We start from the raw sequence: 22,319 nt of genomic DNA on the forward strand, positions 1-22,319 counted from the left end.
AAGGGAGAATTATGTTTTTTAAACGTCAAAAAGGTAAGTACCACGAAGTAGAGCGTGTGACTCGTTTTAAGCTGATTAAATCGGGTAAGCATTGGCTGCGTGCTGCGACATCACAGTTCGGCCTTTTTAGATCAATGAAGGGGGGAGGCCTTTCATCGATCGAGCTCAAGGTAACGGAAGAACAAGTTACCGATAAAAAGAGCGGCATAGACTTTTTGAGGGGCATTGTCGCCACAGGGGCCGTGCTGGGCGGAGCTGTTGTGACAAGTACAACTGTTCATGCAGAAGACGGTCAGGCTCTGGAAAAGGTCATTGATACGACAGACGTTTTAGCGACACGTGGTGAAACAGTTTTAGGAGAAGAAAGCAGTGCTACTGAAGCAGCAACTGCAACGGCAAGCTCACATACTGAGTCAGAGTCTGTATCAGATACATCCTCAGCCAGTGCCAGTGCTTCTGTCAGTGCATCTATCTCTGCCAGCATCTCAGCTTCAGAGTCAATGTCACAGTCTAGCTCTGCCTCTATCAGTGCCAGCACATCTCAAGCAGTCTCAGATTCCTTAAGTGTATCTGAGTCTCTTTCAGTGTCTTCAAGTACATCTGATTCGGTTAGTGCATCTCAGCCAGCATCTACCTCAGCTAGCTTCAAGTCAGAATCTACTGTAAACAGTCAAAGCGCATCATCTGAAACCAACAGGTCTTCGACTAATAATGGCTCAGCCAGTTCCTCAACTGAAACGGCTCGTGTTCGGAAACGCCGAGCTACAGATACAACCCCACCTACAATTACAGTACCTCGTGATATAGTAGTTTATCGTGATGAAGCGTTTGAATTTTATTTTGAAATAGTAGATGATAGCGGTCAAGTTAAAAACATTGAATTAAGTACTTTTGGTAAAGCACTGGGTTTTGATTGGTTAAAATATTCAGAGGATAATTTCAATGTACCGGGAAATGCCACCTCTGCTAATCCCTTGCGTGTTAGAGCATATGGTAAAGTTCCAAAAGAATTAGAAATTGATTCAAGAAATGTAAATGCTGCTCAATATACTCGAACTATTAGAGCCTGGGATGTTGCTGGTAATGTTACTTCAAATATTACTTTTGTAATTAAGTATAGACCACAATCTTATAAATATGATCCTGCTGATCCGACAATCACTTATGTAGATAAGCTTTCTAGTTTATCCCCAAGTGAGAAAAGTGCAGTAGAGGCGGCAGTAAGAGCAGCCAATCCTCAGATTCCTGAAGCTTCTAGAATTACTGTCTCTCCAAATGGAACAGTCACCATTACTTATCCAGATAATTCTACAGATACTATTACTGCAAATAGAGTAGTAAAAGATCTTGCATCAAGTCGTTCAGCTTTAACATCAGCTTCTACATCCGCCTCGACCAGTGCTTCAGTGTCTGCTAGTACCTCAGCGTCCCTTAGTGCATCGACCTCAGCGAGTCAGTCTATTGTAGATAGTAAATCTGCTTCTGTAAGTGCATCAACCTCTGCTAGCACGTCAGCTTCAACGAGTGCGTCAGTATCAGCAAGTACGTCGGCCTCAACGAGTGCATCAGTGAGTGCAAGTACGTCCGCTTCAACGAGTGCATCAGTATCAGCAAGCACGTCCGCATCAACTAGCGCATCCGTATCAGCAAGTACGTCAGCTTCAACGAGTGCATCAGTCAGCGCAAGTACGTCCGCTTCAACGAGTGCATCAGTGAGTGCAAGTACGTCAGCTTCAACGAGTGCATCAGTAAGTGCAAGTACGTCAGCTTCAACGAGTGCATCAGTGAGTGCAAGTACGTCCGCGTCGACGAGTGCATCAGTATCAGCAAGTACGTCCGCGTCCACAAGTGCGTCGGTAAGTGCCAGCACGTCTGCGTCAACTAGCGCATCAGTGAGCGCAAGTACGTCAGCTTCAACGAGTGCATCAGTAAGTGCAAGCACGTCTGCTTCGACGAGTGCATCAGTCAGCGCAAGTACGTCCGCGTCGACGAGTGCATCAGTGAGTGCAAGTACGTCAGCTTCAACGAGTGCATCTGTATCTGCAAGTACGTCCGCGTCCACGAGTGCGTCAGTGAGTGCAAGTACGTCCGCGTCAACGAGCGCGTCAGTAAGTGCAAGTACGTCAGCTTCAACGAGTGCATCTGTATCTGCAAGTACGTCCGCGTCCACGAGTGCGTCAGTGAGTGCAAGTACGTCCGCGTCAACGAGCGCGTCAGTAAGTGCAAGTACCTCAGCATCAACAAGTGCATCTGTGAGTGCAAGTACCTCAGCATCAACGAGCGCTTCAGTATCCGCAAGCACATCGGCTTCAACAAGCGCATCCGTATCCGCAAGTACATCAGCGTCGACCAGCGCATCCGTAAGTGCAAGCACGTCCGCTTCAACGAGCGCGTCAGTGAGCGCAAGTACTTCAGCGTCGACAAGTGCATCCGCAAGCGCAAGTACGTCTGCCTCAACGAGTGCATCCGTGTCCGCAAGTACATCTGCGTCAACTAGCGCGTCAGTAAGTGCAAGCACGTCTGCCTCAACGAGTGCGTCTGTATCTGCTAGCGAGTCCGCGTCAACCAGCGCATCCGTAAGTGCAAGCACCTCAGCGTCGACGAGTGCGTCAGTAAGTGCAAGCACCTCGGCTTCAACGAGTGCGTCAGTAAGTGCAAGCACCTCGGCTTCAACGAGTGCATCCGTATCAGCAAGTACATCTGCTTCGACCAGTGCCTCAGTGAGTGCAAGTACGTCAGCTTCAATGAGTGCATCTGTATCTGCAAGCACTTCAGCGTCGACAAGCGCATCTGTATCAGCCAGCACCTCAGCCTCGACGAGTGCATCTGTATCTGCAAGTACGTCTGCCTCAACGAGTGCATCCGTGTCCGCAAGTACTTCAGCGTCGACAAGTGCATCTGTATCAGCCAGCATCTCGGCTTCAACGAGTGCATCTGTATCAGCCAGCACCTCAGCATCGACAAGTGCGTCTGTAAGTGCAAGTACGTCTGCATCGACCAGTGCCTCAGTGAGTGCAAGTACTTCAGCGTCGACAAGTGCATCTGTATCAGCCAGCACCTCGGCTTCAACGAGTGCGTCTGTAAGTGCAAGTACGTCCGCTTCAACGAGTGCATCCGTATCAGCCAGCACCTCAGCCTCGACGAGTGCATCTGTATCTGCAAGCACGTCCGCGTCCACGAGTGCATCAGTAAGTGCAAGTACGTCCGCTTCAACGAGTGCGTCAGTATCTGCAAGCACCTCAGCCTCAACCAGTGCCTCAGTAAGTGCAAGCACGTCCGCCTCGACGAGCGCGTCAGTATCAGCAAGTACGTCCGCGTCCACGAGTGCATCAGTGAGTGCAAGTGAGTCTGCTTCCACGAGTGCATCAGTTTCAGCAAGCACATCGGCATCAACCAGTGCCTCAGTATCAGCAAGTACGTCCGCGTCCACGAGTGCGTCTGTGTCTGCGAGTGAATCTGCATCGACGAGCGCATCAGTGAGCGCAAGTACGTCCGCGTCGACGAGTGCTTCAGTGAGTGCAAGCACGTCAGCATCGACGAGCGCATCTGTATCAGCAAGTACGTCCGCGTCGACAAGTGCTTCAGTGAGTGCAAGTACATCGGCGTCCACAAGTGCGTCAGTAAGTGCCAGCACGTCCGCGTCAGTGAGTGCCAGCATGTCTGCGTCGACTAGCGCTTCAGTATCCGCAAGTACCTCGGCGTCCACAAGTGCGTCAGTAAGTGCCAGCACGTCCGCGTCGACGAGTGCCTCAGTAAGCGCAAGTACGTCTGCTTCAACGAGCGCATCAGTAAGTGCAAGTACCTCGGCGTCCACGAGCGCGTCAGTAAGTGCAAGTACCTCAGCGTCCACGAGTGCATCGGTAAGTGCAAGTACCTCAGCATCAACGAGTGCCTCAGTAAGCGCAAGTACGTCCGCGTCCACCAGCGCATCAGTAAGCGCAAGCACGTCCGCATCGACAAGTGCGTCCGTAAGCGCAAGTACCTCAGCATCGACGAGTGCGTCGGTATCCGCAAGTACCTCAGCGTCCACGAGTGCATCTGTGAGTGCAAGCACCTCAGCGTCTACTAGCGCGTCAGTCAGCGCAAGCACATCTGCGTCCACGAGCGCGTCGGTATCCGCAAGTACCTCCGCCTCAACCAGTGCCTCAGTAAGTGCAAGCACCTCAGCGTCCACGAGTGCTTCAGTGAGCGCAAGCACCTCAGCGTCGACAAGTGCGTCCGTATCAGCAAGCACCTCAGCGTCGACAAGTGCGTCAGTAAGTGCAAGCACGTCTGCCTCCACGAGCGCATCCGTAAGTGCAAGCACTTCAGCATCGACAAGTGCGTCAGTAAGCGCAAGTACGTCCGCGTCCACGAGTGCATCTGTAAGTGCCAGTACGTCCGCGTCGACGAGTGCGTCAGTCAGCGCAAGTACGTCCGCGTCCACCAGTGCATCAGTGAGTGCAAGTACGTCCGCGTCCACCAGTGCATCCGTGTCCGCAAGTACATCCGCTTCAACGAGTGCATCTGTAAGTGCAAGTACGTCTGCTTCAACGAGTGCATCCGTCTCAGCAAGTACGTCAGCATCAACAAGTGCATCAGTTTCAGCAAGCACGTCCGCTTCAACGAGTGCATCAGTTTCAGCAAGCACGTCCGCTTCAACAAGCGCATCAGTATCTGCCAGCACGTCCGCGTCGACGAGCGCGTCAGTAAGTGCAAGTACCTCAGCGTCGACGAGCGCATCAGTAAGTGCAAGTACGTCAGCGTCTACCAGCGCGTCGGTAAGTGCCAGCACGTCTGCTTCAACGAGTGCATCAGTAAGTGCAAGTACCTCGGCGTCCACGAGCGCGTCAGTAAGTGCAAGTACCTCAGCGTCCACGAGTGCGTCAGTGAGTGCCAGCACGTCCGCATCAACGAGTGCCTCAGTAAGCGCAAGTACGTCCGCGTCCACCAGCGCATCAGTAAGCGCAAGCACGTCCGCATCGACAAGTGCGTCCGTAAGCGCAAGTACCTCAGCATCGACGAGTGCGTCGGTATCCGCAAGTACCTCAGCGTCCACGAGTGCATCTGTGAGTGCAAGCACCTCAGCGTCTACTAGCGCGTCAGTCAGCGCAAGCACATCTGCGTCCACGAGCGCGTCGGTATCCGCAAGTACCTCCGCCTCAACCAGTGCATCTGTAAGTGCAAGTACGTCTGCTTCAACGAGTGCTTCAGTGAGCGCAAGCACCTCAGCGTCGACAAGTGCGTCCGTATCAGCAAGCACCTCAGCGTCAACAAGTGCGTCAGTAAGTGCAAGCACGTCTGCCTCAACGAGCGCATCCGTAAGTGCAAGCACTTCAGCATCGACAAGTGCGTCAGTAAGCGCAAGTACGTCCGCGTCAACGAGTGCGTCAGTAAGTGCAAGTACCTCAGCGTCGACGAGCGCATCAGTAAGTGCAAGTACGTCCGCGTCGACGAGTGCGTCAGTGAGTGCAAGTACATCAGCGTCGACGAGTGCTTCAGTCAGCGCAAGTACGTCAGCTTCAACGAGCGCGTCAGTAAGTGCAAGTACATCAGCGTCAACAAGTGCGTCAGTAAGTGCAAGTACGTCCGCGTCTACTAGCGCGTCTGTGTCTGCAAGTACGTCCGCGTCAACAAGTGCCTCAGTAAGCGCAAGCACGTCCGCGTCCACGAGCGCGTCAGTATCTGCAAGTACATCCGCGTCGACGAGTGCATCTGTATACGCAAGCACGTCCGCATCAACGAGTGCCTCTGTATCAGCAAGTACGTCCGCATCAACAAGTGCGTCCGTAAGTGCCAGCACGTCAGCCTCAACGAGTGCGTCAGTAAGTGCAAGTACCTCAGCATCAACGAGTGCGTCAGTAAGTGCAAGTACCTCAGCATCAACGAGTGCGTCAGTGAGTGCCAGCACGTCCGCATCAACGAGTGCATCAGTTTCAGCAAGTACATCCGCGTCGACAAGTGCGTCCGTTTCAGCAAGTACGTCTGCTTCAACGAGTGCATCTGTATCAGCCAGCACGTCAGCCTCAACGAGCGCATCCGTAAGCGCAAGTACGTCCGCATCGACGAGTGCGTCCGTAAGTGCCAGCACGTCCGCGTCCACAAGCGCATCAGTATCCGCAAGTACTTCAGCGTCCACAAGTGCATCCGTAAGCGCAAGTACGTCTGCCTCCACGAGTGCCTCAGTAAGTGCCAGCACGTCAGCCTCAACCAGCGCGTCTGTGTCTGCAAGCACGTCCGCGTCGATGAGTGCGTCAGTGAGTGCCAGCACATCGGCATCTACGAGCGCGTCAGTAAGTGCAAGTACGTCAGCGTCCACGAGCGCATCCGTAAGTGCAAGTATGTCCGCGTCTACCAGCGCATCAGTAAGTGCAAGTATGTCTGCTTCAACGAGTGCGTCTGTAAGCGCAAGTACCTCAGCTTCAACCAGCGCGTCAGTTTCAGCAAGTACGTCCGCATCGACAAGTGCGTCAGTGAGTGCAAGTGAGTCGGCTTCAACTAGCTCATCTGCGAAAGCGAGTGAATCCGCATCGACGAGTGCGTCTGTATCAGCAAGCACGTCAGCCTCAACGAGTGCGTCTATGAGTGCCAGCACGTCCGCATCTACTAGCGCATCTGTATCAGCAAGCACGTCTGCATCGACGAGTGCGTCAGTGAGCGCAAGTACCTCAGCATCGACGAGTGCGTCAGTGAGCGCAAGTACCTCAGCCTCAACGAGTGCGTCTGTATCTGCCAGCACGTCCGCGTCGACGAGTGCATCAGTGAGTGCAAGTACGTCCGCGTCTACAAGTGCGTCAGTGAGCGCAAGCAAGTCTGCCTCCACGAGCGCTTCAGTATCCGCAAGTATGTCCGCGTCAACCAGCGCATCAGTTTCAGCAAGTACGTCTGCATCGACCAGTGCGTCAGTGAGTGCAAGTGAGTCAGCTTTAACTAGCTCATCTGCGAAAGCGAGTGAATCAGCTTCAACTAGTTCATCCGTATTTGCGAGCGAATCGACTTCAGTAAGTACATCTGCTTTAGCGTTGGCAAGTATATCTGCTTCAGTAAGTGCCTCAGAATCCGCAAGTACTTCAGCTAGTCTGTCTGGTTCAGAAAGTGCTTCGATTAGCGATTCGCAGTCAATCAGTGAGTCTACCTCAGTGAGCACCAGCACCTCAGTCTTGCATAGTCAGCTGGATCTGGTTCATGAGAAGGAATTCTACTCACTAAGCCTTTCTACAAGCGAGTCACTGTCAGCAGCAGTCAGTCTCAGCGAGCTTGCTCGTGTCAGTCAGTCTGTATCGGAAAGCCTGTCTACGAGCCTGTCAGCTAGTCAGAGCACATCTGAAAGTCTGTCCGCTTCAGCAAGACAGTCTGAGCTGGATCTGATTTCCAGAGGTCGTCTGCCTCAGACAGGGGAAACGGAGAGCAAGGCTTCCATCCTGGCTCTGGGCTTAGGAGCGTTGGGCTTGGCCTTCAAGAGACGTAAAAAGAAAAGCGACTCTGAGGAGTAGCAGTAAATAGAGCCGATCAGTTTATCTTTTAGTCCGTCAAAAGTCCACTCTGTTAGTGAGCTGTGGAAGTGATGGACAAAGTAAGTCTTAAGGAAATAATTGGATTATTTCTGGTGCTTGCTTCCTAAAATCCTAGACTAGGAACTAGTAAAAAGAAACCGAGAGGCTATAGAAACAGGAAGTTTTGACAACTTCCTGTTTTTTTGACAATTTAGTAGAAAAAAGTATCCTTTATTCTGCAGGAAAGTCCTTGAGAATATAGATTTTTTGGACAATATTTTATATAATATCAAGTATAGAAATGATGTTTTAGAGTTTATGAAATGAAAGAGTAAGGGAAGAAATGAAAACGATTGTTTTGGTTGGGGATCAGGCCTATCAGGAGCAAGTTTCGACTACAATTAAGTCGATTTTATATTACAATAAAAATGTAAAAATCTATGTTTTCAATCAGGGATTAAGTGACGAGTGGTTCCGTGATTTTAAGGAGCTGGCTGAGCAGGTGGATAGTGAATTGGTCAATGTCAGCTTGGACCAAGTGACTATCAGTCCAGAGTGGCTGACTCAGGACCATATCAGCTCAGCAGCCTATGCACGCTATTTCATTCCGCAGTTTGTAGCAGAGGAGCGCGTCCTTTATCTGGACAGCGATCTGGTGGTCAATAGAGATTTGCAGCCTTTATTTGATATTTTTCTAGAAGGCAAGCTTGTTGCAGCGGTTGGAGATGCTGGTGGTTATGGATTTAACTCTGGAGTTATGCTAATTGATAATCGAGCATGGAAAGAAAAGCAGCTGCAGGAGACCTTTATCAAGGAAACGGACCGCATCATGGGCTTGGTCCAGTCTGGCCAGATGGAGGATTTCAACGGCGATCAGACGGTTTTAAATCATGTGCTGGCTCAGGACTGGCTGCCCTTGGATAAGATTTACAATCTGCAGGTAGGCCATGATTTGGTGGCCTTTTACAGCGGCTGGAATGGGCATTTTGAGCTGGATAAGGAACCGATGATTATTCATTATACGACTTATCGTAAGCCTTGGAATTCGGAGATCAGCTATCGCTACCGTCAGCTTTGGTGGGACTTTCAGGCTTTGAGTCTGGAGGATGTTTTAGCCCATCATCGGGGAGAGTTTGAGATGCAGGACCGTTGGGAGAAGGCCGCTCTGAACTGTATGCTCCTGACAGATGTGCAAGAGCTAGAGCAGATTGAGTTTTTAGCCCAGTCCCTGCCTAGCGTTCATTTTTATATAGCCTGTTACACAGATATGGGAGATTATCTGCGTTCTTTGGATCGCTATGAAAATATCCATCTCTATCCGCAGGTTATCCATGCAGTGCTGGATGAGCTCATTGATAAGTGCCAGGTCTATTTGGATATTCACCATGGGAATGAGCACTATGAACTGAGTCGTCGTTTCAAGACGCTGGGCAAGCCAGTTCTGGCTTTTGACAATACTAAGAAAAATGAAAACGAAGAACTGGTCTATCCCCATGAGCACCCTCAGGAGATGGTGAGAAAGCTGTGCAGTCTGATGAAAAAAGAGAAGCCGCAAGCCTTTCGGGCTGTGGTGCTGGCGGCTAATGCTGCCTATAGTGAGCAGGTCTTAACCACCATTAAGTCCATCGTTTGCCACAATCGCTTTATCAAGTTTTATGTCATCAACAGTGACTTTCCGACAGAGTGGTTTGTCAGCATGCAAAAGAGACTGGCCAAGCTAGACTGCCAGATTGTCAATGCTCGGGTGGATGGCAGTCATATTAGTCAATATAAGACAAATATCCATTATTCAGTTTTTTTGAGATATTTTACAGCTACTTTTGTACAGGAAGATCAAGCTCTTTATTTGGACTGCGATATTGTAGTAACACGTGATTTATCAGAAATTTTTGCAGTTGATTTAGGTTCCTATCCGCTTGGAGCGGTAAGAGATCTGGGTGGAGAAGTATACTTTGGCGAGCAGATTTTTAATTCAGGTGTTTTACTAATTAATGTGAACTACTGGAGAGAAAACGATATTGCGGGTCAATTGATTGAGATGACTGATAGCTTGCATGATAAAGTTACTCAGGATGACCAAAGCATTCTCAATATGCTCTTTGAAAACCGCTGGCTTGAGCTGCCTTTTGCTTATAACTGCATTACGCTGCACACGACCTTTTCGGACTATGAACCTGAAAAAGGTCTCTATCCGCCTGTGATTCACTATCTGACCGAGCGCAAGCCTTGGAAAGAGTATACCCAGTCTATCTATCGTGAGGTCTGGTGGTTCTATCAGGGACTGGATTGGTCGGATATGGAGGAGCCAGTCGGAGCCCTGACTCAAAAGATGGTGGAAGGTGAAGGGGGCTCAAGTCTGTCCTGCCTAGTCTATACCTACTCTTGTGACCTGATGCATATCAACTATCTGATTCAAGCCCTGCCTGCCTGTCATTTCTACATTGCAGCACCGGTAGTGGTAGCAGAGCCAATCACGCGTCTGCTCCATTATCCTAATGTCAGCGTCAGCTCAGATATTGCTGGGATTCCGGCTCTCTTGGAGTCGCTGGAAGTCAAGTCTCAGCTGCTACTGGATATCAATGCTGGTGATGAGGTGGGTGATATCATTGCTCGCTTTAAGTCTGCTGGTAAGCCAGTCTTTGCCTTTGACAGTACAGCCCATGGCCAGCAGGGGCAGGAAGTCTTTCCAACCGATAATCCTGAAGTCATGGTGCAGGCTATTGAGAAGCTGGGCTTAGCCGAGCCTGAAGAGCGGCAGATTTCTGTCCTCTCTATCGACCAATCACTGGACTATCTCTTGGAGAAAGGTGCTTCAGTGGTTCGCTTTGGAGATGGGGAGATGGATTTGATTGCGGGCCGTAGTATCGTCTATCAGGATTTTGATCCAGAACTGTCAGCGCGCTTGAGAGAGATTATGTCTATGGAGAGCGATGAGCATTTGATGATCTGTCTGCCCGATGTTTTTACAGGGCTAGAGCGCTATTCCATTGATGCCCAAAATTTTTGGAGTCTAAATCATTTGCCACATTTTCTTGAGAAATATAAAAATATTTGCCGAGCATCTTGGTACGGCTCGACTTTTATTTCCCGTCCTTACATCGACTTGGAAGATAAGACGCCGTCTGCGGGCTATTTTGCAAAGCTCAAGCAGCTATGGCAGGACAAGGACCTCTTAATCGTAGAGGGCTTGACTTCTCGCTCTGGTGTGGGCAATGACCTTTTTGATGGGGCTAGGTCCATCAAGCGGATTATCTGTCCTTCTCGCAATGCCTACAGCAAGCTGGAGGCCATCAAGCAGGCTGTTCGAGAGCATGCGGATAATCGTCTGATTTTGACCATGCTGGGGCCGACGGCCAAGGTCTTAGTCTATGATCTGGTTCAGGAAGGTTATCGAGCGCTGGATATTGGGCATATTGACTCAGAGTATGAATGGTTCCAGATGGGAGCTAGCCACAAGGTCAAGCTGTCGCACAAGCATACTGCTGAGCACAATTTTGATCAGGATATTGAGTTTAGAGACGACCAAGCTTATGACAGTCAGATTGTTGCCAATCTGGCTCAGGAATGAAGATTAGAAAAAGAATATGAAAGTTAATATTACCAATCTATACGGTATGTCTGGCCAGAGTACGGCCTTGATTGCCCAGAATGATGTGACCAAGCTCGCCAAGCAGCTGGGCTTCAATGAACTGAGTTTTTACTTTTACGATATATACAGTGACAGCCAGTCGGAGCTCAGTCGTCGTCTGGACGGCATTATGGCCAGTGTGGGCTATGGCGATGTGGTTATCTATCAGTCGCCGACTTGGAATGGCCGGGAGTTTGACCAGGCCTTTATCAGCAAGCTGAAGATTTTGCAGGCTAAGCTGGTGACCTTTATCCATGATGTGCCGCCGCTGATGTTCCCGTCAAACTATTATCTGATGCCGGAGTATATCGATATGTACAATCAGTCAGATGCGGTCATCGTGCCTTCTGAGCAGATGCGCGACAAGCTTCTGGCAGAGGGGCTGACGGTGGACAAGATTTTGGTCCAGCGCATGTGGGATCATCCCTATGATTTGCCCCTGCACCAGCCTCAGTTTGCGCCTAAGCTGTATTTTGCCGGAAGTGTGGAGCGTTTTCCGCATCTGATCAATTGGTCTTATGCTACGCCGCTGGAGATTTTTTCGCCTGAGGAAGAGTTAAATCCAGAGGCCAATGTCAGCTATCGCGGCTGGGTCAGCCGGCCAGAGTTGCTCTTGGAGCTGTCCAAGGGTGGTCTAGGTCTAGTCTGGGGTGTTGAGGAAAATCCAGCAGACGAGCCGGAATACTATGGTCTCAATATCTCTCATAAGTCTGCCACTTATCTGGCAGCTGGGATTCCGGTCATCGTCCCTTCTTACCTGTCCAATGCAGAGCTGATCCGTGAGCGCGGTCTGGGCTTTGTCGTAGACAGTCTGGAAGAGGCCAGTCGGATTGTTGAAAATCTGACTGCTGAGGAGTATCAGGCTATGGTCGAGCGGGTTAGAAAGTTCTATTTCTTGCTTAAGGAAGGTTATTTTAGCAAAAAAGTCTTAGTAGATGCGGTGATGGAAGTTTTATCTTAGAGCCTTTCCAGCCATCGTCATGAGGAGTCAGTGTGAAGTCATTTTTTAAACCGGTCATTATCAAGAAGTTTCTGTGGACCTTATTTTTCTTATTTATCTATGTCTTGGGAACCAAGCTGACCCTGCCTTTCATCGATATGAGTAAGGCAGCTGCCATGGACGGAACCTCTACGACCTTGAACTATGCGACAGCCCTGATGGGGGGAAATCTGCGCAGTATGTCGCTCTTTTCTGTCGGCCTGTCTCCTTGGATGTCCTCTATGCTGATCTGGCAGATGTTTGCTGTGTCCAAGCGCCTAGGCTTGAGTAAACTCCCTCTGGAAGTACAGGAAAGGCGGCGGATGCTGCTGACCTTGGTCATTGCCTTGATTCAGTCCGTAGCCCTGGTCCTAAATCTGCCACTGCAAGAATCAGGTGGGGCGGATATGACTACGATTATGGTCTTAGATACCTTGATCTTGATGGCTGGGACCTACTTTCTCATCTGGCTGACGGATTTGAATGCTGCCATGGGACTTGGCGGCTCCATCATGATTGTCATGGCCAGCATGATTGCCTACATTCCGCAGGATATTTGGAATTCCATTCAGGAGCTGAAGATTTCTTCACTTTGGCTGGCCTTGATGCTGGTTTTCAGTCTAGTCTTTCTCTATCTGGCTGTTACAGTTGAGCGGTCCAAGTACCGAATTCCAGTCAATAAGATCAATATCCATAACCGTTTTAAGAAATACTCTTATTTGGATATTCGTCTTAATCCTGCTGGTGGAATGCCCATCATGTATGCGATGACCTTGGTCAGCATTCCCCAGTATTTCCTTTTGATTATCCACTTTATCCAGCCGAACAATCAGCTGATTGATCAGTGGATAGAAGCGCTGTCTATGGGAAGTCCAGCTTGGTTTATCCTCTATCTGCTGACCATTTTCATCCTGGCGCTGGCCTTCGCCTTTATCAATATCAGTGGCGACCAGATTGCTGAGCGGATGCAGAAGAGTGGAGAGTATATTGAAAATATTTATCCGGGAGGAGCAACCCGTCGCTATATCAATGGTTTGGTGACTTATTTTGCACTAGTGGGGGCTTTCTATCTTATCCTGATTTCTGGCCTGCCTATGTTGGTGGTGCTTCTGGACATTCGCTATCTGCGGCTCAGTATGATTCCGGGGATTTTTATGATTTTTATCGGGATGGTCTTTTCTATTAAGGACGAGGTGGATGCCTTGACGCTTAATGACCGTTATCGTTCATTGTTGTAGGAGAAACTATGTATTACTTTATTCCTTCATGGAGTGGCAGTGGGGATCGGGTTTGGCACCGGGATATTGTCCCTTGGTACCGCTCCATGCAGCGACTGGAGTTTGATGACTCGATTCATCAGATTCGGATTTTTCAAAGTGAAAATTTGCCAGTCCAGCTGCTTTTGCCAGCCTATATGCCGCATGCCCGTTACCTCTTGCATCGGCAGGATATTTTTGAGACGGACTATTACTCGGTCTTTGATGAGATTCAGGGAATCCAGTCTAAAGAAATGCAAGTACTGCAAATCAAGGATCTGGACTGGGAACCAGACTGTGAGTTTGTCTATACGCCCTTTCTAATCATGGTCCGCAGGCAGGGACAGCTCTATGCCCATGTCGAGTTTGGAGTAGAAGGCTTTATCAGCTTCATCAAGTTTTTCAAGGATGACCAGCTGGACAAGTTTTATATCTTTGATGACCGGGGCTTTGTCTCCAGTATCACCTATTATGAAGATGGTCAGCCCCTTTATCAGGACTACCTGCAGCCGGATGGTGACTGGCGGATTCGTGAGCATCTCAAGCCTGACGACAGTCGGATAGAGGTCAATCCTGCTTACTTACTGGACTTTGATAAGCTGGAGTATGAGCGGATGCCGGACTTGATCTTGGAGAAATTGGGCCACTATATCGAGCGCAATGCAGGAGAGGACAGCCGGTTTGTCCTAGCAGCGCATCCCTTATACACTCAAGCCATTTTGCGCTTATTGCCCAAGAATGTTCAAATCATTCTCAGCTTTTTCCACGAGCGCAATCATACAGTGGATTGGCCAGTTTTAGGAGCAGATTTACAGCAGGCGGATTTAGTCTTGACTGATCGTATGGACTTCAAGAAGGTTATTCAGCGTTACCTGCCTGGGCAGGCTCAGAAGGTGCATTACCTGTCGCCTTTTGATACCCGTCTGCAGCTGGGCAAGAGCCAACGCCGCCGCGAATCCAAGATTTTTTATCAGATTAATCTGGAAGAAGGGCTTAATGACTATGCTATCTTCAAGGTTCTCCACTATGTGGCCAAGCATACGGATACGGAGCTGACTATCGGTGTTTACAATGCCTGGCAGGAAGGAATCCAAAAGGTGGAGACTAAGGTGCAGGAGGTCATTGATGAATACTTGAATCGGTATGAATTTGTCAAGAACTACCGCCGCAGTGAGCAGGCTGAGAATGCCCTGCTGGAAAATCAGGAGCAGGACCTCCGTTTCACCATTAAAAATATCACAGACGAGCTCAGCTTGATTCAGGAGCTGGATGATACGCGGTTAATCATTGACCTGAGTGAGCAGCCCAATCTCTATACGCAGATTGCTGGGATTTCTGCCGGGATTCCGCAGATCAATATGGTGGGCTCGGACTATGTGACCCATCTGCAAAATGGCTATATCTTGGACTCTATCTCTGATCTACCTACTGCTGCAGACTATTACTTGGAAGGTTTGAAAAATTGGAATCAGGCCCTGATTTATTCTATTGAAAAAATCCATCATAATACTGGTCTGGAGCTGATTGGCCGGTGGGAGCAGTGGCTCAAGGAGGCTGAGAATGCAAAATAAGCTGAAAATCTTACAGATTGGCTCAAGCGACTGGAGCAAGGAGCTTGCTATTCCAGACAATATGAACTGGTATTATTTCTTTCCCAACTCCAATCTAGCTATCAAAAAGGTCATGGAGATGGATAAGATTGGCAAGTTTGATGCGATTCTGGTAGACGATTTGCGTCGGATCCCAGATTTGTTTATGATTGAGGCCAAGATTATTCCTTATACTGTTTTCTATGATCAGGAACAGGAAACCCAGGAAGCGGATATTGAGTACTTCCTCAAGCGTCACTGCGTTCAGCCAACGGATATGAGCGATCGAGCTGACCTGCTCCGCAAGCTGTCAAAGGCTCTCTTTTCCGGCCAGTATGGCGATAAGATGACCCCGCTTGATATGGTGGTCAGTCCCGGATTTCGGGGCAAGATTTGCTACAATGGCTATGAAAATCTAGAGCTGGAAGGGGATTTTGGTCAGGACTTTCAGCCAATCCTGTCTTGGAAATATAATATTATAGCCAACAAGTTCAATCCAGTTGAACTCTGGCTTGAGTATGAAAAGTCAGGCAGCTGTGAGCTGAGGTTGCGGCTCTATAATATCCAGGAAGGCTCGACTGCGGACATCGCTCGGGAGACTATTTTCGCAGAAGAGGACATGCGGGAATCCATGGTTCTGGACAATGACTTTACTTCCTATCTGGGAGTCAGTTTGGAGGCTAGAGGCGAGGGACGGATTCAGGTTGGCGCTCTGCATCAGCGCCTGACCCGCTTTGAGTTTGGCAAGTATGTTCTGGGTGGGAAGATTTTTCGCGATAGCCACCGTCAGGAGATTAATTACTTCTTTTATCCGGGAGATTTGAAGCCGCCTTTGGCTGTTTATTTTTCTGGTTACCGTCGGGCGGAAGGCTTCGAGGGCTTTGGAATGATGCGGAGTTTAGGCTGTCCTTTTCTCTTGTTTTCAGATCCGCGCGTGGATGGCGGTATGTTTTATCTGGGCAGTCAGGAGCTGGAGAGCAGTATTCATAAGATTATCCAAGAACATTTGGACTTTCTGGGCTTTACCGAGCGGGATTTGATTCTATCAGGCATGTCAATGGGGACCTATGGTGCGGTTTATTACGGTTCGGAGTTTCGTCCGCGGGCTATTGTTTTGTCCAAGCCCTTGGGAAATCTAGGCACTATTGCCCAACGTGGTCGTTTACGCCTGCCCGAGGTCTTTCCAACGGCTCTAGATGTCCTTCACCGTCACACGGGTGGCAAAGATCAGGAACATGTAGAAGAACTGAATCAACGCTACTGGCGTAAGTTTGAGAAGGCTGATTTCAGCCGGACGACCTTTGGTATCGCCTATATGAAAGAAGAGGACTATGATCCGACGGCCTATGAGGACCTGGTGGCAGCTCTTCATCTGACCGAAGCCAAGCTGATTAGCAGAGGTGTTCCGGGACGCCATAATGACGACTTAGCTGTGTCTGTGTCTTGGTTCATGAATTACTATCGAATGATATTGGAAAAGGAATTTGGGAGAAAGAAATGAACATTCAAAAAAGAAAGGGAATTTATTGGGGAGAGCTGAGAGGGGTTTCGGCAGCTGGTAAAATGACTGACTTTACCTATCTCTATGGCACTACCCTTATCATTCATTCCCCTTCACATATATTTTTTGAAAATAAACTGATGGCCTCCGGCCAGACCATCCATGAATGGTCTTCCAAATGGAACTATCAGCGAGACCGGCAGGTGCCTGCTCTCCCCTTGCTCAAAAAGGGAGCTCGCTATTGCCTGTCTAGAGATATGACCACCTATCCTGAATCCAGCGTCTTTCTGAAAATCATCTTCTTTGACCGCTATGATAAAGAAATCAGCAATCAAGTGGAGCGCTCGGAGAGTATGATCTTTACCTACCCAAACGAAGCCTATAGCTATAAGGTTCAGCTGCTTAGTGCAGGAGTTGAGTCCTTAGAGTTTCATTGCCTAAACATTGACCAAATCATAGAGGAGTCTGATGATTAAAAATCATTTTCAAATTCAGCGCTTAAAGAAAATCTTAGCTAAAGTCAAGAGCTTTGAGTCAGAAATGGCCGGCTTGTCAGACGCTGATCTGCGAAAGAAAACACAGGAATTTAAGGAGAGACTGACCGCAGGTGAGACTTTAGACGACTTGCTGCCGGAGGCTTATGCTGTGGTGCGGGAAGCGGACAAGCGGGTGCTGGGCATGTTTCCCTACGATGTGCAGGTAATGGGGGCGATTGTTCTCCATGAGGGCAATGTCGCTGAGATGGCTACAGGGGAGGGCAAGACTCTGACGGCTACAATGCCGCTCTATCTCAATGCCCTGTCTGGACAAGGAGCTATGCTGGTGACCACCAATACCTATCTGGCTCTGCGGGATGCTCAGGAAATGGGGCAGGTCTATCGTTTTCTTGGGTTGACTATTGAGGCAGCGGTGGTAGCTGATGGGTCTGGAAATTTGACGCCCAAGCAGAAGCGGCTGATTTACCAGGCGGATATTGTCTATACGACCAATAGTGCCTTGGGCTTTGACTATCTGATTGAAAATCTAGCAGAGAATAAGGATAACCAATACCTTAGTTCTTTCAACTATGTCATCATAGACGAGATTGACTCCATCCTCTTGGACAGCGCTCAGGTGCCTCTGGTTATCTCTGGTGCTCCTCGGGTTCAGTCAAACTTCTATAGTATCATGGATACCTTCATTACGACTTTGAAAGAAGACGAGGATTATCACTACGATGACGAGAAGAATGAAGTCTGGCTGACCTCGAAAGGTATTTTAGCAGCGGAGTCTTTTCTTGACTTGGAGCATCTTTTCTCCAAGGAAAATCAAGAATTGGTCCGCCACCTCAATCTAGCCTTGCGGGCCCATAAGCTCTACAAGAAGGACAAGGACTATGTTGTCCGCCAGGGTGATAAAGAGGCAGAAGTTGTGCTTCTGGATCGTTCAACCGGCCGTCTGCTGGAAATGACCCGGCTTCAGGGAGGGCAGCACCAGGCCATTGAGGCTAAGGAGCATGTCAAGCTGACGGAGGAAACGCGTGCCATGGCATCCATCACTTATCAGAATCTCTTCCGGCTCTTCCGGAAAATCTCTGGTATGACCGGGACCGGCAAGGTGGTGGAGAGCGAGTTTATGGAAACTTACTCCATGTCTGTCATCAAGATTCCGACCAACCAGCCAGTTATTCGACAGGATTTGCCAGACCAGCTTTACCAGACCCTGCCAGAAAAAGTCTTTGCTTCACTAGACGAGGTCAAGCACTACCATGCCCAAGGCAATCCGCTCTTGATTTTCACCGGCTCAGTGGAGATGTCAGAGATTTACTCATCCCTACTGCTGAGAGAAGGAATCGCCCACAATCTGCTCAATGCCAACAATGCGGCGCGTGAGGCACAAATCATCGCTGAGTCTGGACAGAAAGGTGCTGTGACGGTGGCTACATCCATGGCCGGTCGCGGTACGGATATAAAGCTAGGACCAGGTGTCGCAGATTTGGGTGGTCTCGTGGTGATTGGTACTGAGCGGATGGAGAACCAACGGATTGACCTACAGATTCGTGGCCGTTCAGGCCGCCAAGGTAATCCGGGGATTAGTAAGTTTTTCATCTCGCTAGAGGATGATCTGCTCAGGAAGTGGGGGCCAGATTGGCTCAAGAAGTTCTACAAGGACTACTCAACTGAAGAAGTTCAGCAGCATCCAGTCCAGCTGGGACAGCGCCGCTTTAGACGCTTAGTAGCTAAGGCCCAGAGAGCCAGCGAAAGCAGTGCCAAGATGTCCCGTCGGATGACGCTGGAATATGCCCAGTGTATGAAGATTCAGCGGGAGATTACCTATGCTGAGCGCAATCGCTTGATTCAAGCTGAAGAGCGGATTGATGAAGAAATCAGCCGTGTCCTCAGTCAGGTCATTCATCAGGCGGCCTATGAGCAGTCCTATGAGACGCGAGCTGACCTCTATCGCTTTATTTTAGACCATTTCAGCTATCATGCTGAGCGTATTCCTTATGATTTCGATATTTATTCGCCAGAGAAAATTGCAGAGTTCTTGCAGGATATTGCCGAGCAGGAATTGCAGGCAAAGAAAGCCTATCTCAAGTCTGACAAGCTATTCACCCATTTTCAGCGGGTGTCCGTTCTCAAGGCTATTGATGAGAACTGGGTCGAGCAGGTGGACTATCTGCAGCAGCTCAAGACAGCCTTGAGCGGTCAGCATTTCTCTATGAAAAATCCTCTGGTAGAATACTACCAAGAGGCTTACGATGGCTTTGAATATATGAAGGAGCGCATGAAACAGCAGATTGTCAAGAATCTTTTGATGAGTGAATTGGCACTCAACCCTAAAGGAGAAGTCATCATGTACTTCCCGTAAGACGAGGAGAATATGACAGTATATAACATCAACTTAGGCATTGGCTGGGCCAGCAGCGGTGTAGAATACGCCCAAGCTTATCGGGCCCAGCTTCTGCGCAGGATCCAGCAGCCGGCTAAGTTTATCTTTATGGATATGATTTTAGCGGATAATATTCAGCATCTGACGGAAAATATTGGTTTTCTGGATGAGGAAGTTATCTGGCTTTATAACTATTTTACTGATATCAAGATTGCACCGACGACGGTGACGCTGGATCAGGTGCTGGCTCAAGTAGCTGGTCAGCCGGAGCGCTCGGAGAGAGAGGGCAAGATTGTCCGCTATTTCTATCCGCAGGATGATCAGTTTATCACTTGCTATCTGCGGCAGGAAGACCAAGACTTTGTGGAGCATGTGGAATATGTCTCGAGGGGGAGATTGATTCGCAAGGATTATTTCTCCTATGTCCGCTATGCCAGCGAGTACTTCGCACCTCACAATGATGCTGCAACCCTATACCAGCGCCGTTTTTACCACGAAGACGGCAGTGTGGCCTATGACATGCTGATAGAGGATGGTCAGGAAGAGCTCTATCGCTTTCCAGACCGGATTTTCTATTCCAAGGCTGAGCTAGTTCGTTATTTTCTTCAGAGCTTGGAGTTGAAATCTGATGATGTGGTCATCTTAGATAGAGAGACAGGGATTGGTCAGGTTGTCTTTGAGGAGAGTCAGAAGGCTAAGCTGGGAGTGGTGGTCCATGCAGAGCATTTTAGTGAAAATGCCAGCAGTGACGACTACATTCTCTGGAATAATTTCTATGACTACCAGTTTACCAATGCTGATAAGGTGGACTTTTTCATCGTTGCAACAGAGGCTCAGAAAACGATTCTAGAGCAGCAGTTTCAGCATTACTCGGACAAGCAGCCCAAGATTGTCACCATACCGGTAGGGAGTCTGGACCAGCTGACTTATCCCAAAGAGCCTCGCAAGCCTTACTCCATGATCACGGCTTCGCGTCTCGCTACGGAAAAGCATATCGATTGGCTAGTGGCAGCGACTGTCCAAGCCCATGCCCAGCTACCTGAGCTGACTCTGGATATTTACGGTAAGGGGGGCGAAGAGGACAAGCTGCGCCGCAGGATTGAGGAAGCAGGAGCTCAGGACTACATTCGGCTTAAAGGGCATGCAGATTTGAGCCAGATTTATGCAGGCTATGAGCTTTATCTGACGGCTTCAACCAGTGAAGGCTTTGGTCTAACGCTCATGGAAGCGGTTGGATCAGGTCTGCCCCTTATTGGCTTTGATGTCCGCTATGGCAATCAGACTTTTATCGATGATGGTAAAAATGGCTATCTGCTGCCGGTCAGTTCCAATCAGGTCGAGGACCAGATTATTGCTGCTTTTGTGGAGAAAATAGTTGCTCTCTTTAGTCAAGGACGCCAGCAGGAGATGAGCCAACACTCTTATCAAGTGGCCGAGAATTATTTGACCAGCCGGGTTGAAGCGGCTTGGTCCCAGCTTTTAAAGGAGGTCAGAGATGATTCAGCTCTTTGATTATTACAATCAGGAAACCCAGGATCTGCATGATTCTCTCCTTGCAGCTGGCTATGACTGTCCGACCATTGTCATTGAGGCCAATGGCTTTCTGCCGGACGACATGATCTCCCCCTATACTTATTTTTTAGGGGATGAAGAGGGAGTAGATCACCCGCTCTTTTTCAATCAAGTGCCAGTGCCTCCTTTCTGGGAAATCACAGGCGACCATCAGGCGGCGCGTGTCAGTGACATGGGGGAAGAAAGAGCACGGATTCACTATGCCAGTCAGGCCAAGGGTCGCTTAGTCAAGCAGGTGGATTGGCTGGATAAAAAAGGCCAGCTGCGACTGAGTGAGCGTTATAATAAGCAAGGCCGCTACTTTGCGAAAACAGCCTATAAATCAGGCCAGGAGGCTTTCAACACAACCTATTACAGCACTGATGGTCAGGAGCGTATCGTGGAAAATCATGCCACTGGTGACATCATCCTGACTCTGGACCAAGAGCCCTTGCGGATTTTTAAAAGCCGAGTAGATTTTATCCATTTCTTTTTAGAGCGGCTAGACTTTGACTTGGATCACATTCTCTTTAATTCGCTGGCTTATTCTTTCCTAGTTTCCCACAGTTTGAGAGGTAGAGCTGGGCAGGATATTCTCTTTTGGCAGGAACCTCTGTATGATGAGCTTCCGGGCAATATGCAGCTGATTCTAGAAAATAGTCAGCTGCGGGCGCAGACCATTGTCATTCCAGATTTAGCAACTTATGAAAAGGCCAAGAGTCTGGCAGCGACTGACCAGCAGCAGAAGTTCCTGCATCTGGGCTATCATTATGACTTCAAGCGGGACAACTACCTACGAAAAGATGCCTTAATCTTGACCCATTCGGATCAGATTGAAGGCTTAGAGACCTTGGTTCAGTCCCTGCCGCAGCTAGTATTTCGCATTGCTGCCCTTACGGAAATGTCGCCTAAGCTCTTGTCTATGCTGTCCTATAAGAATGTCGTCCTTTATCAAAATGCCAGTCTCAAGCAGATTGAGCAGCTCTACTTGGAATCAGACATTTATCTGGATATCAATCACGGCGGTCAGGTCCTGCAGGCAGTGCGCAAGGCTTTTGAGAACAATCTCTTGATTCTAGGCTTTGAGCAGACCCTGCATGACAGGCACTACATTGCCCGAGAGCATATTTTTGACAGCAGCCAGCCAGCTCAACTGGCATCAACTTTGGAAGAAGCCTTATCTGGTGTTGAGCAGATGCGGTCAGCCTTGCAAGCTCAAGGCCGACATGCCAATGATGTACCCGTCAGTCTTTATCAGGAGACTCTCCAAAGCTTATTAGGAGGTCAGAATGGCTAAAAAAGATTTATTTCATAAGGATATTGAGGGGCGGTTAGATGAGCTCAAGCATGGCAAGCCTAAGAAAGAGAAGGCCAGCTTGGGAGAAAATCTCAACAAGGCTTTTGTCATCGCCTTGGGCTTGATGATCTTGATTGGCTTGATTTTTACATTGATTGGAGCCTTGAGGAAATAA

Annotated in this window: 11 protein-coding genes; all 11 read left to right on the forward strand. The window is 49.0% G+C overall.

All coding sequences use genetic code 11. The features are described from left to right. The first annotated feature begins 11 nt into the window (after positions 1–11). The 11 genes from J1C77_RS04290 (at position 12) to asp4 (ending at position 22,319) form a co-directional block, all read left to right on the forward strand. Complete coding sequence (locus J1C77_RS04290) at positions 12–7,472, forward strand: accessory Sec-dependent serine-rich glycoprotein adhesin (RefSeq protein ID WP_087941957.1); 7,461 nt, start codon at positions 12–14, stop codon at positions 7,470–7,472. Between the two features lie 343 nt (positions 7,473–7,815). After that, positions 7,816–11,040 carry an SP_1767 family glycosyltransferase gene (locus J1C77_RS04295; protein ID WP_427195152.1) on the forward strand — a complete coding sequence of 1,075 codons (3,225 nt, stop codon included), beginning with the start codon at positions 7,816–7,818 and terminating at the stop codon, positions 11,038–11,040. Positions 11,041–11,056: 16 nt separating this feature from the next. Further along, entirely contained in the window at positions 11,057–12,061 is a 1,005-nt protein-coding gene (locus J1C77_RS04300) for a sugar transferase (RefSeq protein WP_002921703.1), read from the forward strand. Positions 12,062–12,093: 32 nt separating this feature from the next. After that, positions 12,094–13,317: an accessory Sec system protein translocase subunit SecY2 gene (gene secY2, locus J1C77_RS04305; protein ID WP_002921702.1), complete on the forward strand. Its 1,224-nt coding sequence runs from the start codon at positions 12,094–12,096 to the stop codon at positions 13,315–13,317. Between the two features lie 8 nt (positions 13,318–13,325). Continuing rightward, the gene (asp1, locus tag J1C77_RS04310) at positions 13,326–14,906 is read left to right on the forward strand and encodes an accessory Sec system protein Asp1 (RefSeq protein WP_002921701.1); all 1,581 of its coding nucleotides are present in this window, start codon (positions 13,326–13,328) and stop codon (positions 14,904–14,906) included. Next, positions 14,896–16,425, forward strand: a complete 1,530-nt coding sequence (gene asp2 / locus J1C77_RS04315) for an accessory Sec system protein Asp2 (RefSeq protein ID WP_002921696.1) — start codon at positions 14,896–14,898, stop codon at positions 16,423–16,425. Before asp1 ends, asp2 begins: the two co-directional genes overlap by 11 nt. Further along, entirely contained in the window at positions 16,422–16,901 is a 480-nt protein-coding gene (gene asp3, locus J1C77_RS04320) for an accessory Sec system protein Asp3 (RefSeq protein ID WP_002921695.1), read from the forward strand. Before asp2 ends, asp3 begins: the two co-directional genes overlap by 4 nt. After that, positions 16,894–19,275, forward strand: coding sequence for an accessory Sec system translocase SecA2 (gene secA2, locus J1C77_RS04325; RefSeq protein ID WP_002921693.1), 2,382 nt, complete (start codon positions 16,894–16,896; stop codon positions 19,273–19,275). The genes asp3 and secA2 overlap by 8 nt, the downstream gene beginning before the upstream one ends. Before the next feature lie 12 nt (positions 19,276–19,287). Continuing rightward, positions 19,288–20,808, forward strand: coding sequence for an accessory Sec system glycosyltransferase GtfA (gtfA, locus tag J1C77_RS04330; protein WP_002921691.1), 1,521 nt, complete (start codon positions 19,288–19,290; stop codon positions 20,806–20,808). After that, on the forward strand, positions 20,792–22,144 hold the full coding sequence (gtfB, locus tag J1C77_RS04335; protein ID WP_002921690.1) for an accessory Sec system glycosylation chaperone GtfB: 1,353 nt from the start codon (positions 20,792–20,794) through the stop codon (positions 22,142–22,144). Before gtfA ends, gtfB begins: the two co-directional genes overlap by 17 nt. Next, complete coding sequence (asp4, locus tag J1C77_RS04340) at positions 22,137–22,319, forward strand: accessory Sec system protein Asp4 (RefSeq protein ID WP_002897858.1); 183 nt, start codon at positions 22,137–22,139, stop codon at positions 22,317–22,319. Before gtfB ends, asp4 begins: the two co-directional genes overlap by 8 nt.

The organism is Streptococcus sanguinis (assembly GCF_050223295.1).
In the GTDB taxonomy this organism is placed as follows: Bacteria; Bacillota; Bacilli; order Lactobacillales; family Streptococcaceae; genus Streptococcus; species Streptococcus sanguinis_X.

What these genes read in the sequence shown, in the direction of transcription:
- gtfB (WP_002921690.1), top strand. Translation starts at nt 20,792, where the DNA reads ATGATTCAGCTCTTTGATTATTACAATCAGGAAACCCAGGATCTGCAT.
- asp2 (WP_002921696.1), top strand. Translation starts at nt 14,896, where the DNA reads ATGCAAAATAAGCTGAAAATCTTACAGATTGGCTCAAGCGACTGGAGC.
- J1C77_RS04300 (WP_002921703.1), top strand. Translation starts at nt 11,057, where the DNA reads ATGAAAGTTAATATTACCAATCTATACGGTATGTCTGGCCAGAGTACG.
- gtfA (WP_002921691.1), top strand. Translation starts at nt 19,288, where the DNA reads ATGACAGTATATAACATCAACTTAGGCATTGGCTGGGCCAGCAGCGGT.
- J1C77_RS04290 (WP_087941957.1), top strand. Translation starts at nt 12, where the DNA reads ATGTTTTTTAAACGTCAAAAAGGTAAGTACCACGAAGTAGAGCGTGTG.
- asp3 (WP_002921695.1), top strand. Translation starts at nt 16,422, where the DNA reads ATGAACATTCAAAAAAGAAAGGGAATTTATTGGGGAGAGCTGAGAGGG.
- asp4 (WP_002897858.1), top strand. Translation starts at nt 22,137, where the DNA reads ATGGCTAAAAAAGATTTATTTCATAAGGATATTGAGGGGCGGTTAGAT.
- secA2 (WP_002921693.1), top strand. Translation starts at nt 16,894, where the DNA reads ATGATTAAAAATCATTTTCAAATTCAGCGCTTAAAGAAAATCTTAGCT.
- J1C77_RS04295 (WP_427195152.1), top strand. Translation starts at nt 7,816, where the DNA reads ATGAAAACGATTGTTTTGGTTGGGGATCAGGCCTATCAGGAGCAAGTT.
- asp1 (WP_002921701.1), top strand. Translation starts at nt 13,326, where the DNA reads ATGTATTACTTTATTCCTTCATGGAGTGGCAGTGGGGATCGGGTTTGG.